Raw genomic sequence first — 18,104 nt, forward strand, 5'->3', positions numbered from 1 at the left:
TGCTATTTTGCGAATAGAAAGTCACGGGTAGTTGTTGAGGATTATGAAACGGTGTTGATAATTTGCCCATTTTCCAGATGAACTACTGCGTCTACATCGGTGAGTGTTTGCGGGCGATGAGTAATGATAATGACTGTGGTTCCAGCAGGGCGCTGGCGTAGCACGTCTTCATAGATCGCGGCCTCAGCTTTTGCATCGACAGCAGCCGTTGGTTCATCGAGAATCCATATCGGTGCACCAGAGAGGAAAGTCCGCGCTAAGGCAAGGCGTTGCCATTGCCCGCCAGAAAGCCCGCTTCCATCCCATTGTGGTCCTAATTGTGTGTTGATTCCAGCAGGCAGCTGTTGAACAAAATCCCAGGCACGGGCGCGTGTTAACGCGTCCCGGATGGCGTCATCGCTTTCCTTGCCTGCCGGATCAACAAAATCGCGTACAGTTAATTCCAGCTTGGTGAACTCTTGGAAAACCATAGATGTGGAGGCTTGCCGATCGGACGTTGCACTCGATTGCGCATGTGGGCCATGCATGGTAACAGTGCCGGTATCTGGTTCGAGCAATCCGGCAAGCAGCTTAACCAAGGTCGTTTTTCCGCAGCCGTTTTCACCAAGAAATGCCACGACGCTTCCGGGCTCAATGCTCAAGTTAATATCCTGCAAAGCTGCTCCAGTCCCAGTTGGATACGTAAATGACCCATGAGAAACTTCAATACCAACTGGTCCAGCAATTACCTCGCCATCTCGTGGTTTCGTCAGCAATCCTATGAGATCTTTGTATGCCTTTATCAATGGAACAGATGCCATGAGCTCACCAAAAGCCGAACCAACATTGCGAGTTACTGCCAAACCAGAGAGCATTCCGAGCATTGCGGCTACGACGTCGTTCACCGTCGAGTCAGACTGGAGAACAATAAAAAGTGCGCCAAACATCAGCGCAAACACTGCTATATTCGCCGTAAAAGTTAGCCGTATCGATGCTCGTGGCACTCGATTCCACAGCTGAGCATAACGACTATGCTGGTGGTTGAGTTCCGCTGGAATACCGAAGGAACCTGGGTTTGCCGCCATTTCAGTGGACGACGGCGTGAAATCTTGGAGCTGTTCAAGGTAATCAATGCGACGAGTGACTGTGCCAGCTTTTTGCCAAACATCATTTTCCACGTGAGCTAACTTCGAGTAAAGCAGTAGGTCTGGTAGCAAAGCAGCAATAATAAGAATCGCCGCCCACGGATTGATAGACCATAGCGATGCGCCAAGAAGGATCATAGCAATTATCGAACTAACAACGGTTATTGTTGACGTGGCCTGCCAAGCTACATTGAATGGGATCGCTTCGCGGGTAGCACGGACCTTACTCATAAATGAATTGTCTAAGGTTTGTGCTGGGGTGAGATGATCTACCGTGGCAGAAAACTTCGCTCCGTAATGCGCACGCAAATCCATTTGTAAGATTCGGTTTATGCTTGACGATAAGCTCGAAGCCAATCCAAGAAGGGTAGCGGAGGCCGCAATAACAAGACAAATAAACAGCCGGGAGCGGTGGCTATCGAGAGTAAGTTGCCCACCGGCCCAACGGACCGACCATACCTGTAGTGACGGGATGGACATCATGACCAAGCATGCGAGCCATGCGCTAGCCGTCAGCAAGGGAAAGACGCGGAACGCGTCACGAGTAGCCCACCAGCTACTGCGTACAGCTTCGCGTAAGGGGTGAAGCTTTTGTCCCATAAGTTATTCGATTCCTCGGTGGCACATATGCCTTAATGATGTCAACTGACAGAATTATATCGATCGATAATCATTTGTCATCGTGTTCTGACGAGAATGCCGATGTCATACGGCAGAAAGTCATCCGAGTGTTTCTGCTGAAATTTACAGAAAGCCTTTTCATAACCGATTTTTTTACGTAGGATTAACTTCAACATCAGTATGAGCGATCACCGTCGATTGCTTTTCTGGACGGAAAACTGCAGGATAACGAGCCTGCGGTTGCAAGGAGTTTTCAATGAAGCAAACTAAATCTCGGAGGCCAAAGTCGTTGTTGGCGTTGATATCAAGTGTGGTTTTGACCTGCGCGATGCTGGTCGCAATTCCCGCTTATGCCTCGCCAGTTTCGATTATCGTCACTGGGGACTTCCTCAGTGAGACGACGTCGTGCTCGGACTGGGCCCAAACCTGTGATGATACACAGATGGCTAATACTACTGAAGAGCCTACAGTCTATGAAAAGGCTTTGACAGTGCCAGCGGGTACTTGGCAATATAAGGTCAAAGCGGACAGTGATTGGTATTCAAATATCGGTCAAGACAATATGTCTATCACCGTCGCTGCGGATACGAAAATAACGTTCCAATTCGACGTCGAAACGAAACATATAGGCTTAAAATTAGACAATGCTGATAGCTCTTATACAGAGAGCGATAACGAACTTATTCAAACTCCGGTCCTTAATGGTACTGGCGAGAACTTCTATTTTGTGCTGACTGATCGATTCAACAACGGTAAACCGGAAAATGATACTGCTGGCTTGGGTGACAATCCGATGAAGTCCGGTTTTGACCCTGCAAATAAGGCTTTCTACCATGGCGGTGATATTGCTGGATTACGGGAAAAACTGGATTACATCCAAAATATGGGGATGACTTCTCTGTGGTTAACCCCGTCGTTCAAAAATCAGCCAGTGCAGGGAACCGGTGACAACGCGAGTGCCGGGTATCACGGTTACTGGATCACTGACTTTACTCAAATTGATCCTCATCTCGGTACAAACGATGAGCTGAAGCAACTCATTGCTGACGCTCATGCACGTGGTATTAAGGTGTACTTCGATATTATCGTTAACCACACCGCGGATTTGATCCAATTTGAGGATCTCGGGGACACTGGTGATGTTCCGTATAAGTCAGTTACTGAATTTCCTTATAAAGATGCGCACGGAAATCCATTTAACATTACCGAGCTCGCCGGAACATCATCGTTCCCAGAATTATCTGCAGATACGTCATTCCCATATAAGCCAAAGCGAGTCGGTGACATCAAACCTGACTCACTTAAAGACGTTACCCTCTACCACAACCGCGGTAATGGCACTTGGCAAAGTGGCAGTGAAGATTTTACTTTTGGTGATTTCTATACCCTCGATGATCTGATGACGGAAAATCCCAAGGTCGTTTCTACAATGACCGATATTTATTCAACGTGGGCGAACTTTGGCATTGATGGATTCCGTATCGATACCGCTAAACATGTCAACTTTCCATTTTGGCAGCAATGGACTAAGAACATTAAAGCTAACGCGAGCAACAAAGATTTCTTCATGTTTGGTGAAGTCTACAACTTCGATGCTCGCGATCTAGCTCCATATGCACGCAACACCGATATGGACGCAACGCTTGACTTTGGTTGGCAAAGTGCCACACTAGGCTATCTCAAAGGCGGCAGCGCCGAAGCATTCGGCGGAATATTTGCAGCCGACGATCTATACACAACACCGCACTCAGCTGCGGGGGACATGCCGACCTTCCTCGGTAATCATGATATGGGACGTATCGGTTTCCTGTTGAAAGATAAGGACAACGTGCTTAAGCGTGACCTGTTGGGACACGAACTGATGTTTTTAACACGTGGTCAGCCGGTTGTTTATTACGGTGATGAACAGGGTTTCGTTGGTACCGGAAGTGATAAAGACGCCCGTCAGCCACTGTTTGCATCGCAGGTGAGTGAATATCAAAATCAGCTGCTCATTGATGGCAGTACCTTTGGCAATCAAGAGCATTTTTCTCAGAACGTTCCTGTTTATAAGGCGATCCAGAAGGTTGCACAGCTACGGAACTCTCATAAAGCATTGAAAACTGGTGCGCAGATCCAGCTTTATGCAGATAGAGGGCCGGGTGTTTATGCTTTCGCGCGAATAGATCGCGATGAAAAAACAGAATATTTGGTAGCTGTTAATAATACGGATGCTCCAAAGTCCGTATCATTCCCAACACTGACTCAAAATGCACAATATGCTCCGTTATATGGTGCGACGGATTCGGTTACTGCTACCGACAAGATCGAGATCGCCGTACCACCATTCGGAGCAGTTGTTTACAAAGCAAATAAGACAGTTGACAGCAGCGAAAAACCGGATATAACCCTTACCCCAAATCGGTTGCAAGCTGCGAATGCACAGCCGCGTAGCTTAGACGGGCAGCCAACCGTTACATCGGCACTATCGGAAGTCGCGGCAACTATCACGCCGCATCGTTGGGCGGAGACATCGTTCGCGTGGCGTATCGTGGGCGAAAATGACTGGAAGCAATTGGGGGTGGCAACCGGCGACAAGCCCCGTGTATTCCATGATATTGACGGTCTTGCTCGGGGGACTCTTGTAGAATATCGTGCAGTGAGTGTTGATTCAGCAGGGCATAAGGTTGCAACTAGTTCCTACGCATCTGTAAATCTTGACCAGAGCGAGCTAGGCGTGATTGAAACTAACCCACTTCACAACCGCGTCTTTGTTCCGGGAAACCATAACGAGGCAATGGGATGTTTCGCAGCGTGGCAACAAGACTGCACACAAGCAGAACTTAAGCTAGATACTGCATCAGGCTGGTACACCGCATCGTACGATCTACCAGCGGGCGACTATGAATATAAAGTCTCGTTAAATGGAACATGGGACGAATCATATGGTGAAAAGGACGGAATACGTGGCGTTTCTTCCGGGCAAGGCGCGGGTAACTCTCGTTATCATCTTGACTCACCGCAAAAAGTGACTTTCTTCTACAACCCAGATACTCACGAGTTCTATAACACCGCCCAGCGTTCTAGCTGGACATTGCCCGGTTCGTTTAACAAAGCATTAGGCTGCACCGGTGGTGTTAACAGCGGCGACTGGGATCCGGCCTGTCTCGTCACTTTGATGGCAGATCCGGAAAATGATGGTGTTTTCATCTACGAAACACTCGCCATACCGGCGGGCGACTATGATGTTAAAGCAGCTAAGGATTTCAAGTGGAATAATGGCGAAATCGGTTGCCAAGGTAATAATTGCCGCTTCACTGCCCAAGAAAACAAAATGACTCGCTTTACGTTGGACACGAAGAACAACACACTGACTATCTCAGCTGTAGATCCAACGAAATATATCGAGTACCAAACCCACTGGTTAAACCGCGACACTTTCGCGTGGCCAACCCAACTCGGCAATGACGGTACCTGGGAGTTGTACTGGGCATCTAACGGCGGCATCAAGTTCGATGATGGTATATCCGGTTTTGACGGGCATGTTGCTCTAACTAAAGACGCGCGTGGTTTGTCCACCGAGCTGAAGAAGATGGATCCGCAGTTGCGTGACTACACTGCGTTGCATCCGGAGAAACCCATCGAGAACATCGAAAAAGTGTTGACTGGTCAGCTCATGGTCGTGTATAAGAATCCTCGCGGGGTTCCACTTTACGCCGGTGGCGTCCAAATACCGCGAGTGCTAGATGCACTTTATGCTGACAGTGCATCCAAACGTTCACAGGGAGTTTCTTTTGACGACGGCGTTCCGTCGCTCGCCCTTTGGGCACCAACTGCGAAGTCAGTAACGCTACGTCTCTTCGACGAACCGGGGAAGAACGGCGTCGTCGGAGATAAATTCACCGCACACAAGATGATTCGTCAGAACGACGGAACATGGACTATCACAGGCAAAGCTGAGTGGAAGAACCGTCCTTACCAGTACGATGTGGAAGTCTATGTTCCCGAAATCGCGACGGTATCAAGTCAGCCTGATCAAAAGGTCAAGGCAGAAACAATTCAGCACAACATCGTCACCGATCCTAACTCAGTGGCCTTAGCTGTCAACTCTACCCACTCGGTGATCGCTGATTTAACGGACAAGACATTTGTACCCGAGGGCTGGCCAAGCCAAGCACCAAAGCTCACTAATTTTGCTCAGCATGCAATTTATGAATTGAATGTGCGTGATTTTTCGATTGCTGATCAGACCGTTCCTGCCGAAAAGCGCGGAACTTATGCCGCATTTGCTGAACAAAATTCAGATGGAATGAAGCACCTCAAACAGCTTTCTGCAGCTGGCATGAACACGATCCATCTGTTGCCAACTAATGACATCGGTTCTATTCCAGAGTTGCGCGCTGATCAAAAAGTGCCTTCTGTGCCGCAAACGGGAGCAGACCATGCCGAACAGCAAGCAGCCGTCATGAGCGTTGCCGAAAAAGATGGCTTTAACTGGGGCTATGATCCGTATCATTACGCAGCACCAGAAGGATCTTATGCGACAGCGGAGAATCAATACGGTGGTAAGCGCACAATGGAGTACCGGCAAATGGTAGCCGGGCTACACAAGGCAGGCTACCAAGTAATCCTGGATCAGGTTTATAACCACACGTATTCATCAGCACAGTACGATAAATCGACGTTCGACCGCATCGTTCCAGGCTATTACTACCGTTTAGATATGAAGGGGACGACGCTGAATACGCCGTGTTGTTCCGAGGTCGCTACCGAACACAAGATGGCCGAAGACCATATGATTGACTCGATTGTTACCTGGGCGAAAGCCTATAAGGTTGACGGTTTCCGCTTCGACCTGATGGGTTTCCATTCTCGCGACACTATGGAAAAGGTTCGCAGTGCTTTGGACGAACTCACTGTTGAAAAGGACGGCATCGACGGCAAGAAGATGTACCTGTATGGTGAGGGCTGGAACTTTGGTTCGGTTGCCAATGATGTGCGCTTCAAGCAGGCCCGACAAGGCAATCTCGATGGCACGGGAATCGGGTCATTTAATGATCGGTTGCGTGATGGCGTCCACGGCCATGGTGATAACAAGTTCGAACAAGGCTTCGGAAATGGATTAGCAACTGCGCCGAACTCACATAGTACTGGTGATCAAGCTACCTACCAGAAGCTGAAGCAGAAGACAGATCTGATTAGGCTGGGGTTGGCAGGTAACTTGCGCGACTACGAGTTCTACACGTCCGATGGAAAGTGGACGCGTGGCGACCATATCGATTACGCTGGACAGTCGGCAGGGTTTGCGTCTGAACCGTATGAATCTGTGAACTATGTCGATGCGCACGATAATGAGACGTTGTATGACTTAAACGTCTTTGGTCTTCCACAAGATACCTCGATGTCAGATCGAGTACGGATGAATACACTGTCATTGGCGACGGTGGCTTTGGGCCAGTCACCAATGTTCTGGCACGGCGGGACTGACATTTTGCGTTCTAAATCGTTGGATCGTAATTCCTATAATTCTGGTGACTACTTCAACCAGATTGATTGGAGTTTGCAAACTAACAATTTTGGTATCGGATTGCCGCCAGAACGCGACAATAAAGCACAGTGGGACAATATGGCACCACTGCTTCGGAACACATCGTTGAAACCTAACAAAGCGGCAATGCAATCAGCGAGTGCACAAGCACGAGAACTGCTGAAGCTACGCTCCTCATCACCATTGTTTACGCTGGGATCTGCTGATTTAATCAAAGAACGCGTGACATTCCCGGATGCTGGATCTTGGGCTGAACCGGGGATGATTATGATGCGAATTAGTGATCCACTGCCAGCAAAAGAACCTGCTGCTATTACAGCAATACGGCATCTAGTTCGGGCCGCGGGCGTAGTAAATATCCCATCTGCTATAGATATTGATCCAGAAATTTCAGATGTCCTCGTGGTCTTCAATGCCACACCAGAGACAAAGGAAAAGTCAATCAATGAATTGAAAGGAATCGATTATCAGCTCTCGGATGTGCAAGCTAATGGCGCTGATGATGTTGCTAAAGCGACGACCTGGAATAAGACCGAAGGCAAAATCTCGATTCCGGCCCGCTCGGTTGTTGTATTAGTGGATAAGCAAGAAAAGATCGCTGACACAGTTGCACCAATTGTGAGCGTCGATCCAGTCAATGTCAGTTTGAATGTTGATACAGAGGTTCCATCTTTGTTAGAAGGAGTTTCTGCCACTGACGACGTCGATGGCGATTTAGCTTCAGACAGCATCGTAACCAAGATTGAGAAGATCGATAATGGCGACGTCGTGCAAGCTGAAGGGATATCCACGGAAAGCCCAGCTACGTATAAGGTAACCTATACCGTTCGTGATCAAGCGGGGAACGAATCACAACCAGCAACTCGTACCTATACAGTTGTTAGCCAATCACAGACAGAAGATACCGAATCTCCGGTTCTTAGTGTTCAGCCAGCTGACGTGAATCTGACCGTAGGGGATGCGCTTCCCTCCAAGGAACAGTTACTGGACGGAGTAACTGCAACCGATAACGTTGACGGTGATCTAACGATCGATGCGCAGTTGCAAGCCGGCGCTACAACAGATAAACCCGGTAAGTTTACTGTGACCTACACCGTGACTGATAAGGCTGGCAATACCGTAACTGCGCAGCGTGTTTACCACGTTGTGGATCATGCGGTGGATCCCGAGCCGCAGCCAGATCCGCAACCTACGCCGGATCCCGAGCCACAGCCGGACTCTCATACGCAACCAGGAGGCCAAACTGTCAACCAACCGCAGCTTCAGCCATCAGATCCGATAGTTATGCAGCATCAAGCAAGCGAGCTATCACGGACTGGTGTTCAAGCTATCTGGCTAGGTCTTGTAGCTCTAGCACTACTTGGTGTGGGTATGTCAATGGCGTGGAGCCGTCGAAACCGAGCCTAAGTAGGCGACTCACAACTCTGTCGAGACGGACCTAGTAAGTAGCAAACGATGTTACTGCTGGGTTCGTCTCGATTAGTAATTTCGGCATCTTATATTCACTAATGGCATGAGACATTGAGAAAGCGAAAAATAATGGGTTATTGTGAGAGCAGCTAACTTGTTAATAGGTAGAAAGTTGTTGACATGGGCGCGTATGTAATGCCAGGAATTACTATTTTATTTTTTGCTCTTATTATTGGTGGGATCGTTTATGCTATCTTCGGATCTCGGCATCAAGGTGCATGGGATGACGAAGCAAAAGTAACCGCTACAATGAAGAAAAATGGTTGGAAGGTTCGTTCTCAGATTGACGACGCGACTGCTTTTTTGCTTGGTTCAGATACGCCAGGGGAGATGTGGCCAGTTGAATCGGGTGAAAACGGTGTGCAAGGCATATCTCATGGTAGTTGGAAAGCGGTAACTATCCAATCTCCTAGTGGCGATCAGCTCTATATTTCGTACGCTCTAGCTCAACGTTCTGATGGCACGGTTGCGGATTTAGCCGAAGCAATTGTTGAAAGACAGAATGGTCTTTTCGAGGTCCAGACGTCAATTGGGCGTGCGCCAGAATATCTAACTGAATCAGTACGGTCAGCGATTAACGAATGGGAATCGCCCGATAGCGTTTACTTTAACGGTGAGCATCTTGTGGCTGTTTTCCCAACGACACACGGCCAAGCAGACATCGTCGAGCGGGTAGCGAAGTACGTGAACAAACTAGAAGCATTGGCTCAGGCGCTGCCTCGGAGTGCGTGGCAGTAACCTTATTCGCACAAAATCTACTTCCCGGCAGTAACAAAATCGATCAGTTCTTCCATTCTGCCCAAAAGAGCTGGCTCGAGATCCGTGTAGGTGTTCACTGAATCAAGGATACGTTTCCAGCCTAGTCCGATGTCTTCCGCGGTATCATGGGCCCACCCCAGCCTGGCAAGCGTTCCGATTTTAATGTCTTCACCACGCAGAACAACTGGCCACGCTTTTATCCCGATAGCGCGCGGCTTTACTGCTTGCCATACATCAACATATGGATGTCCCAAAACGAGAACACCAGGTTTACGCATTGCAACTTCGGCAATCCGCGATTCTTTTGAGCCAGGAACAAGGTGGTCGAGAAGTACGCCGGCACGGATCTCATCCGACGGATTAAAAACATCGAGTACATCAAGCAAATGATCGGCTCCAAAAAGTTCCTCGATCATAATGCCTTCATAAGCCAAGTCTTCACCCCAGATTTTTGATACCAGCTCAGCATCATGTTTGCCTTCAACCCAGATACGCGAAGGCCGAGCAACTCGAGCTTTATGAGCCACATGTAAGTAGCCCGAAGCAGTAAGCGTTTTTCCGGCAACTGTACGCACATCGTCGGCGCGTCCGGCAACGAGCTTGGCTACAGGAGGTTTCAGATCAACGGCTACGCCTTCGAACCAAAAGCCCTTGCCTAATTCAAACGATCGGCGATTTCCTCGGCGATCTTCTAGCTCCATCTGCCACTGACCGGTAATTTTCCCAACCCGGACGACTTCACCGACGTATCCGGTGGTCACATCTTCAAGAACCATCCCGACCTCCACTGGGAGGGGCCGGGCAGCTTTGCGTGTGTGCATACCAGAAGCTAAAACATCAGAGCCATAACGATCAAAAGTCATGCAAGTAGATTAAAACGCCGATAGCAAAATCAACGATCCGCCACGCCAACGAATGCAAAAATGTGAATCACTCAAGATCTTTCGGTTGACTATAAGTAGTTATCTGCGAATCCACGAAGCGTTTTATCAGTGTCTGAATTTCTGGCCAGATATGTGACTCGGGCGCAGAAAGAGTAGCGTGCACGGTTCCTGGATAAAAGTGGAGTTCGGCTTCCGTACCAACATCTACGAGTCCAGTGGCGAGCGCAATTCCTTCGTCGCGGAGTGGATCAACTGGGTTCACGACGACGACGGTTGGCGGATATGGAGCCGAGGGCTTAGGAAAAGGTAAAGCTGCGACGCCATCGCCCACGGTAGCAGCCCACGCATGGATCGCTGCTCGTCGGGTCCAAAATGGGCCGTGTTCATGAGTGATGAATGATTCGTAAGACATTGATGGGTCAATGCACGGTTCAAACAGAATAACTCCAGTTACTAGTGAGCGAAGTGTACAACCAACGGCATATGCGAGCCCGCCACCAGCAGAATCTCCATGAATAAAAATTGGTGCATCATATTTCTTGATAGCCCATTGCGTCACAGCTATGCAGTCATCCCAAGCTGCCGGCAGCGGATATTCAGGTGCAAGTCGGTATTCGGGAGCAATAACGATAGCTTGCAAGAGCTCACAGAGCTGAGCATTTTTCGTGTCGTCCTGTTGTGCTTTTCCAGCAACATAGCCACCGCCATGGATACTTACCATAACAAGTCGAGGTGGCGTATTTGCAGGCAAAGAGCGTGGTGTAAATATGCGAACTTCCACTCCGTTTGCCATGGCAACCGTTGGTGGGGGTGTCACCGTTGGTAACGGTCGCGCCGAGCGCAATGTCGGAAGATCCCAAGTCGTTTGTTCTGGTAAATAATCCAAGTGGGATAGTACATCGTGGCGAATGAAAAATTGCATATGTTGATGGTAGCACCGCTGAAACGTTCTCCTATCGTGAAATCGGCGACCCGCCACGCCTATCGTTGTGAAAGTGCGCCGCAAGCCACGTAGAATTAGCACTCGGAATAGATGAGTGCAAAAGCTCGTTGATTATTCATGGGGACAGGGAAATATGAGGAGGTGGCATATGTCAGATGAACGCCGGAAAATTGTATTAAACGCAATTGTGCGTGACTATGTTGCTACTCGGGAACCTGTTGGCTCAAAGGGCATAGTGGAGCGGCATAAACTCAGCGTTTCTCCAGCAACTGTGCGTCACGATATGTCTCATCTGGAAGAAGCTGGTCTTATTGTTCAGCCGCATACGTCCGCTGGGCGCGTGCCGACTGATGCGGGATATCGCGAGTTCGTTGATTCAATCCACGAGATTAAGCCGCTTTCGGTAGCAGAACGTCACGCAATCGAAAAAGTTCTCACTTCTGCTCAGGACCTCGATGAAATTTTGGCGCGGGCAACGCGGGCTTTGGCAAAGATTACTGGGCAGGTTGCGGTTATCCAGTATCCATCGTTGCGCCGTACTGCCTTGCGTCATATCGAGCTCATTTTGCTCGGGCAAGTTCATGTTTTGCTTGTTATTATCACTGACGAAGGTCGGGTAGAAGAACGAACACTGGTTGCTGATCGTGCGTTGGACGCGGATGACGTTGCCAGCGTGCGTAATAGCATCAACGCGCAGTGCGCTGGAAAACAGCTAAGCGAGCTTGACGATGCGATGGCGAAAGTTGCCGACGACGTTCCGGTAGCTCTTGCCGAGCTTGCACAAACAGTGGGACATGCAATTATGCACACGCTGGCTGCAGATTCGGAAGAGCACGTTGTCGTGGCCGGCCGAAAAAACCTGGCGCAGTATGATGCTGATTTTAATGGCACTATGTCTGATATGCTTGACGTTCTTGAAGAACAAGTTGTGTTGATGCGAATGCTGACGCACATGAACGATGGCATGGTCGTACATATTGGTAAAGAGAACACCGAAGTTGAATTGGACAATGCTTCTGTTGTCTCAACGTCATATTCTGGAACTAACCAGTCTTCGGTGGCTCGTCTAGGCATTATTGGGCCGACACGAATGGACTACCACCGTACTATGTCGGGTGTGCAGGCCGTAGCCTCATATCTGTCTCATATACTCAGCGGGACACATGAATCTCGATAAGATAAGTTTGCAATCTGACACTAACGAAGAAGGAACACGTGGCTGATTATTACAACACTCTAGGGGTGGACCGTAACGCGACTCCCGAGGAAATCAAGAAAGCTTACCGAAAGCTTGCCCGCAAGCTCCATCCAGACGTTGCTGGTCCGGAGGGTGCAGAAAAGTTTAAAGAAGTCTCTGAAGCCTACGATGTGTTGTCGAACAAAGAAAAGCGCCAAATGTATGATCTTGGCGGTGCTGACGCGGTGCGTAATGGCGGCGGATTTGGCGGTGGCGGTGGCGGTGGAGGCTTCGGCTTCGGCGGCGGACTAGATGATATTTTCAGTACGTTCTTTGGTGGTGGTGCAGCCGAACGTGGGCCGGCGTCGCGTGTCCGCCGCGGCGCAGACTCGTTGGTCGGCCTCAGCCTGTCACTGAAAGAAGTCGTGTTTGGCGCGGAGAAGAAAATTAGCATCGATGCGTTGACCGAGTGTTCAACCTGCCATGGGCAGATGGCTGCGCCTGGTACTGAGCCAGTAACGTGTTCGCAATGCCATGGTTCTGGATCAGTACAACGGGTATCGAATTCGATTTTGGGTCAGATGGTTTCTGTTGTTGCCTGTCCACAGTGTCAAGGCTACGGCACGATTATTTCGACGCCATGTCCAGAGTGTGCTGGCGAAGGACGAGTACGGTCCCATCGTTCTGTAACGGTGAATATCCCGGCCGGTGTGGAAAACGGGATGCGGATCCGGATGCAAGGACGTGGTGATGCGGGAATTGCGGGTGGCCCAGCAGGTGATCTGTTCTTAGAAGTAGATATTGCCGAGGATCCGAATTTCATGCGTGACGGTGATAATTTGGTCGGCTTTATCGACGTGCCAATGACCTCCGCGGCGTTGGGAACAACGTTCGACGTCGAAACATTCGACGGCCCGCATACCGTCAAGATTGAACCGGGTATGCAAGCGGGCGATGTTTTGACATTGTCCGGTTTGGGTGTTGGGCGGCTCAACCGTGGAACACGTGGTGATTTGAAGCTACATATTTCGGTAACTACCCCAACAAATCTCGACGACGAACAACGTGCGTTGCTCGAACAGCTCGCGTCGCTACGGGGTGAAGAACGGCAGGCCAAGCCGGTTACTGCGGGAACATCGGTCTTTTCTAAGATACGCGACAAGTTTACTGGTCGTTCCTCATGACTCGGCCAGTATATGTAGATCCAGATATTAAGGATGTTCCGGAGGGTAGCACTGTCATTCTGAGCGGCGATGAAGCGCGGCACGCAGTGACCGTGCGACGCACAAAAGTGGGCGAGCAGATCGACGTCGTTAACGGTTGCGGATACCGGGCAACTATCTCGGTGACGGCAACATCGAAAACCCAGTTGTCTGGAACCGTTGAACACAGTGCACAAGAACCGGCCCATAAACCTCATACCACGTTAGTGCAGGCGTTAGCTAAAGGCGGTCGGGATGAACAGGCGATAGAAACCGCAACCGAATATGGTGCCGATAGTTTCATTCCGTGGCAAGCAGATCGCAGCATTGTCTCATGGTCGCAAGATACTAAAGCGGCTAAGGGACAGGCTCGTTGGCAGGCAACTGCCAAAGCAGCGGCCAAACAATCCCGGCGGTCGTGGATTCCGCAAGTCAGAAACGTCGTATCAAGTAAACAGCTGGTATCGCACATCGTAGCGGAAGTTGAACGGGGAACTGCGGTATATGTGTGTCATGAATCTGCAACTGAGCCGCTTCGCAATCAACGTTTTGATAGCGAGCGCGTCATGTTCATCGTTGGGCCTGAAGGCGGAATTACGGATGATGAGCTTAACCAATTCGTAAATGCTGGTGCGATGAGCGTTTTATTAGGCGAACATGTGTTACGTTCCGCAACTGCGGGACCATGGGCGATCGCTGTTATCCGCGCAAACGCGTAGAATGGAAGAGATGATTACTTCACACACTGTCACTGTTCCAGACCGTATTTCGATGATTAACATTCTCGGCCAACGTGATGAGGTACTTCGGGTCCTTGAACGTGGTTTAGCTCCTGCACAGCTGTATGTGCGCGGTCAAGAAATTCGGATCTCGGGTTCAGAATCAGCAGTTGATATCGCGCGTAATCTCATTAGCGAATTGGTCTCTGTTGCCGCGTCGGGACAGCATCTGACCACGGAATCAGTTGAGCGTGCGTTGAAGCTGATGACGGACGGGTTGAACCGGCCGATCGATATGATGACCACTGATATTTTGACCAATCGTGGGAAAACTATTCGGCCGAAAACGCTCGGACAAAAAGAGTATGTTGATGCGATTGATGAGAATACGGTTGTTTTCGGTATTGGCCCAGCTGGTACGGGAAAAACCTATTTAGCTATGGCAAAAGCTGTGGTTGCGCTGCAAAAGAACCAAGTTAAGCGGATTATTATGACTCGTCCGGTGGTTGAAGCTGGCGAATCACTAGGTTACTTACCAGGTTCTCTCAATGACAAAATCGATCCGTACATGCGTCCGCTGTATGATGCGCTTTATGACATGATCGATCCGGAAGCGATTCCGAAGCTGTTGGCAGCCGGAACTATTGAAGTAGCGCCGTTGGCTTATATGCGTGGGCGCACGCTTAATGATGCTTTCGTTATTTTGGATGAGGCACAAAATACGACTCCAGAACAGATGAAAATGTTTTTAACCCGGCTTGGTTTTAATTCGAAAATCGTTGTTACCGGTGATCTTACCCAAGTGGATCTGCCGCGTAATGCCAAGTCAGGTCTTGGTTTAGTTCGTCGTATTTTACGCGATGTGGAGCATATCAAATTTATTGAACTTGGTGCTGGCGACGTAGTTCGACACCGGTTAGTGGCCGATATTATCGACGCCTATGCACGCTATGCGGGGGAGGATATCCATGATTGAGGTCAATGACGAATCCGGCTTTGAGCCAGCTCCAGATTTAGAAGAGATTTCTGAGCTAGCCACATGGGTTCTCGACGATCTGCGGGTCCATCCGCAAGCCGATTTGTCGATCGTGATGATTGATGAAGAAGCAATGTCGGCATTGCACGTTGAGTGGATGGATCTTGAAGGCCCGACTGATGTGATGTCGTTCCCGATGGACGAGTTGCGGCCAACGCCGCTCGGCGAAGAGCCACGCCCAGGTATGCTCGGGGATATTGCAATCTGTCCGCAGGTGGCCGCCCGGCAAGCGTTAGCTGCCGGCCACAACACCATGGAAGAGATTCTTTTGCTAACGACGCACGGGATCCTACATCTACTGGGTTATGACCACGCGGAGCCAGAAGAGAAGAAAGAAATGTTTGACTTACAGCGGCGGTTACTGTTGACATTTTTAGCTCGTCGTCCGCGTGATCCGCGTGATCCGAATGCCACGATCGATGATATTGCACCGACGGTGGACTGATACCTGTGTCTGAAATTTCTGCTGTCCCGTTGCCGATTCTTATCGGTATCGCAATCACGTGTGCGCTATTGGCCGCTGGTGGGGCACTAATGTTGTCTGCGCTATCGCGAATTACCCATGCACAGGTGGAAGATGCGGAGCAAGAAGGCTATTCTGGTCCGTTCGTATCGCGAATTGTAACGCATAGGCTTGCTGCTATAACAGCGGTTACGGCGGTACGTTCAGGTATTCTGGTGCTTCTTGGTGCAACCTTGATGGTACTCGTAGGCCTAGTTGTCCATAATTTGGTGCTGAATCTAGTTGGCGTCGTCGTAGCGATGATGCTGACCTTAGGGCTGACCAACATCATCATTCCGCCTACTCTCGGATTTAAATACCCGGTCCGCTCAGTACGATTCGGCGGTCATCTTTTATGGTGGTTAACAAAAGTTGGTAGCCTTTTTGTTACGCGCCGCGAAACCGATGATGAGGCAAAGGATTCTGAAGACGATCAGCGAAACTATATGGTGGAACGGGTATCGGAGTCAGAAGCATTAGAAGACGAAGAACGAGAAATCGTGCGTTCGGTTTTCGAACTATCGGAAACGCTTGTTCGAGAAGTGATGGTTCCGCGTCCTGACATGGTGACGATCGGTTCTCTCGAATCTCTTGACAATGCTATTTCGCTCTTTAATCGTTCTGGATACTCGCGGGTGCCAGTCATTTCTGAGTCCAGCGAAGACGTCGTCGGTGTCCTATATCTTAAGGACGTGGTTCGCCGCGTCCATCGTAAATTGTCACGAGACGATCTGAATGTTGCGGACGTCATGCGTGAGCCGGTTTTTATACCCGAAACGAAAATGGCAGACGATTTATTACGTGAGATGCGTAGCGAAGCAAAACATATTGCGTTAGCCGTTGACGAATACGGTGGAATCGCTGGTCTGGTGACGATCGAAGATCTCTTAGAAGAAATCGTCGGTGACATGGTTGACGAACATGACCATGCAGAACCTGAAGTTGAGCAAATTTCTGCTGGGGTTTACCGTGTTCCAGCCCGTCTTCCAGCAGATGAGCTAGGGGAGCTTTTCACTATTCGTATTGACGACGACGACGTCGAAACTGCTGGTGGGCTGTTAACAAAAGCGTTAGGGCGAATACCGATCGTAGGCTCTGAAGCCCACGCTTATGGAATTATTATGAAAGCTGATAGATTTGAAGGCCGACGAAAGCGGTTGCAGACCATTATCGCTTATCGCGAGACAACAGAAGAGGATGGAACCCATGAATGATCAGATGATTCACGACTGGCCAGAAGATTATCGTGCTGGATTTATTTCCATCGTCGGGCGGCCGAACGCGGGCAAATCTACGCTGACTAATGCGTTGGTAGGAACAAAAATTGTTATTACTGCAAACCAGCCGGAGACGACTCGCCGCGTTGTACGGGGAATCGTCCAGCGTGACAACGGGCAGCTAATTTTGGTGGACACACCTGGCTTGCACCGGCCGCGAACACTTTTAGGCGAGCGTCTCAACGATATGGTTCGAGATTCGCTAGAAGGCGTCGATGCTGCATTGATGTGTTTACCGGCTGATGAAAAAGTTGGTCCGGGGGATCGCTATCTTCTCCGGGAACTAGCTAAAGCGCAGGTTCCTATTTTTGCTGCTGTAACCAAAGTAGATAAAGTTTCGCGGGAAGACCTTGCTCATAAGCTTATTGAGGTTAGCCAACTACACGACTTTGCCGAAATCGTTCCGGTTAGTGCCGTGGCCGGCGAACAAGTAGATCTGGTAGGTGATGTGCTGTTATCGCATATGCCAGTTTCGCCGCCGCTATATCCGCGAGATGCTATTACTGACGAATCCGATGAGGCAATGATCGCGGAATTCATTCGGGAAGCTGCGCTTACCGATGTGCGTGATGAATTGCCACATTCTATCGCCGTCGTCGTCGAAGAAATGATTGAACGCGAGTCACAACCGGGGGCTAAAAAGCAACCGCTGTTAGACATTCACGCACATATTTTTGTTGAACGACCTTCCCAAAAAGGAATTATTATCGGGCGTGGTGGACAGCGGTTACGAAAAGTTGGTCAAGAAGCACGAGCCAACATTGAACGCCTGCTAGGACGGCGTGTTTTCTTGGACCTTCATGTCAAAGTCGCCAAAGACTGGCAACGAGATCCAAAACAGCTAGGTCGCTTAGGATTCTGAT

Annotated in this window: 12 protein-coding genes; 9 read left to right on the forward strand and 3 right to left on the reverse strand. The window is 49.7% G+C overall.

Annotated elements, in window-relative coordinates:
* Positions 1-41 precede the first annotated feature (41 nt).
* Positions 42-1,724, reverse strand: a complete 1,683-nt coding sequence (locus KSO86_RS02365; protein ID WP_216378084.1) for an ATP-binding cassette domain-containing protein — start codon at positions 1,722-1,724, stop codon at positions 42-44.
* Between the two features lie 277 nt (positions 1,725-2,001).
* On the opposite strand from KSO86_RS02365, the gene KSO86_RS02370 reads away from it, so the two are divergent.
* Positions 2,002-8,679 (forward strand): alpha-1,6-glucosidase domain-containing protein, encoded by a 6,678-nt coding sequence (locus KSO86_RS02370; RefSeq protein WP_216378083.1) that lies wholly within the window; start codon positions 2,002-2,004, stop codon positions 8,677-8,679.
* A 183-nt stretch (positions 8,680-8,862) separates the two neighbouring features.
* A complete protein-coding gene (locus tag KSO86_RS02375; protein WP_216378082.1) occupies positions 8,863-9,480 on the forward strand; it encodes a hypothetical protein in 618 nt (205 codons plus the stop codon).
* 17 nt (positions 9,481-9,497) lie between these two features.
* On the opposite strand, the gene KSO86_RS02380 is transcribed toward KSO86_RS02375, so the two are convergent.
* Entirely contained in the window at positions 9,498-10,364 is an 867-nt protein-coding gene (locus KSO86_RS02380; protein ID WP_216431758.1) for a DUF3097 family protein, read from the reverse strand.
* 67 nt (positions 10,365-10,431) lie between these two features.
* The gene (locus KSO86_RS02385; RefSeq protein WP_216378080.1) at positions 10,432-11,307 is read right to left on the reverse strand and encodes an alpha/beta hydrolase fold domain-containing protein; all 876 of its coding nucleotides are present in this window, start codon (positions 11,305-11,307) and stop codon (positions 10,432-10,434) included.
* Between the two features lie 169 nt (positions 11,308-11,476).
* On the opposite strand from KSO86_RS02385, the gene hrcA reads away from it, so the two are divergent.
* Genes hrcA through era form a run of 7 tightly spaced genes read left to right on the forward strand, consistent with a single transcriptional unit; the run spans position 11,477 to position 18,103 of the window.
* The gene (gene hrcA / locus KSO86_RS02390; protein ID WP_216378079.1) at positions 11,477-12,505 is read left to right on the forward strand and encodes a heat-inducible transcriptional repressor HrcA; all 1,029 of its coding nucleotides are present in this window, start codon (positions 11,477-11,479) and stop codon (positions 12,503-12,505) included.
* Positions 12,506-12,543: 38 nt separating this feature from the next.
* A complete protein-coding gene (gene dnaJ, locus KSO86_RS02395; protein WP_216378078.1) occupies positions 12,544-13,689 on the forward strand; it encodes a molecular chaperone DnaJ in 1,146 nt (381 codons plus the stop codon).
* Positions 13,686-14,426 carry a 16S rRNA (uracil(1498)-N(3))-methyltransferase gene (locus tag KSO86_RS02400; protein WP_216431760.1) on the forward strand — a complete coding sequence of 247 codons (741 nt, stop codon included), beginning with the start codon at positions 13,686-13,688 and terminating at the stop codon, positions 14,424-14,426. The genes dnaJ and KSO86_RS02400 overlap by 4 nt, the downstream gene beginning before the upstream one ends.
* Positions 14,427-14,436: 10 nt before the next feature.
* On the forward strand, positions 14,437-15,402 hold the full coding sequence (locus KSO86_RS02405; protein WP_216378076.1) for a PhoH family protein: 966 nt from the start codon (positions 14,437-14,439) through the stop codon (positions 15,400-15,402).
* Complete coding sequence (gene ybeY, locus KSO86_RS02410) at positions 15,395-15,907, forward strand: rRNA maturation RNase YbeY (protein ID WP_216378075.1); 513 nt, start codon at positions 15,395-15,397, stop codon at positions 15,905-15,907. The genes KSO86_RS02405 and ybeY overlap by 8 nt, the downstream gene beginning before the upstream one ends.
* A 5-nt stretch (positions 15,908-15,912) precedes the next feature.
* The gene (locus KSO86_RS02415) at positions 15,913-17,178 is read left to right on the forward strand and encodes a hemolysin family protein (RefSeq protein WP_308164944.1); all 1,266 of its coding nucleotides are present in this window, start codon (positions 15,913-15,915) and stop codon (positions 17,176-17,178) included.
* The gene (era, locus tag KSO86_RS02420; RefSeq protein ID WP_216378074.1) at positions 17,171-18,103 is read left to right on the forward strand and encodes a GTPase Era; all 933 of its coding nucleotides are present in this window, start codon (positions 17,171-17,173) and stop codon (positions 18,101-18,103) included. Before KSO86_RS02415 ends, era begins: the two co-directional genes overlap by 8 nt.
* Position 18,104 lies beyond the last annotated feature (1 nt).

Source organism: Arcanobacterium phocae, from assembly GCF_018913465.1.
GTDB lineage: Bacteria > Actinomycetota > Actinomycetes > Actinomycetales > Actinomycetaceae > Arcanobacterium > Arcanobacterium phocae_A.

Bases quoted from the DNA above. Each gene is read 5' to 3' on its own strand.
- KSO86_RS02365 (WP_216378084.1), bottom strand. From the start codon at position 1,724: ATGGGACAAAAGCTTCACCCCTTACGCGAAGCTGTACGCAGTAGCTGG.
- KSO86_RS02370 (WP_216378083.1), top strand. From the start codon at position 2,002: ATGAAGCAAACTAAATCTCGGAGGCCAAAGTCGTTGTTGGCGTTGATA.
- KSO86_RS02375 (WP_216378082.1), top strand. From the start codon at position 8,863: ATGGGCGCGTATGTAATGCCAGGAATTACTATTTTATTTTTTGCTCTT.
- KSO86_RS02380 (WP_216431758.1), bottom strand. From the start codon at position 10,364: ATGACTTTTGATCGTTATGGCTCTGATGTTTTAGCTTCTGGTATGCAC.
- KSO86_RS02385 (WP_216378080.1), bottom strand. From the start codon at position 11,307: ATGCAATTTTTCATTCGCCACGATGTACTATCCCACTTGGATTATTTA.
- hrcA (WP_216378079.1), top strand. From the start codon at position 11,477: ATGTCAGATGAACGCCGGAAAATTGTATTAAACGCAATTGTGCGTGAC.
- KSO86_RS02400 (WP_216431760.1), top strand. From the start codon at position 13,686: ATGACTCGGCCAGTATATGTAGATCCAGATATTAAGGATGTTCCGGAG.
- KSO86_RS02405 (WP_216378076.1), top strand. From the start codon at position 14,437: ATGATTACTTCACACACTGTCACTGTTCCAGACCGTATTTCGATGATT.
- ybeY (WP_216378075.1), top strand. From the start codon at position 15,395: ATGATTGAGGTCAATGACGAATCCGGCTTTGAGCCAGCTCCAGATTTA.
- era (WP_216378074.1), top strand. From the start codon at position 17,171: ATGAATGATCAGATGATTCACGACTGGCCAGAAGATTATCGTGCTGGA.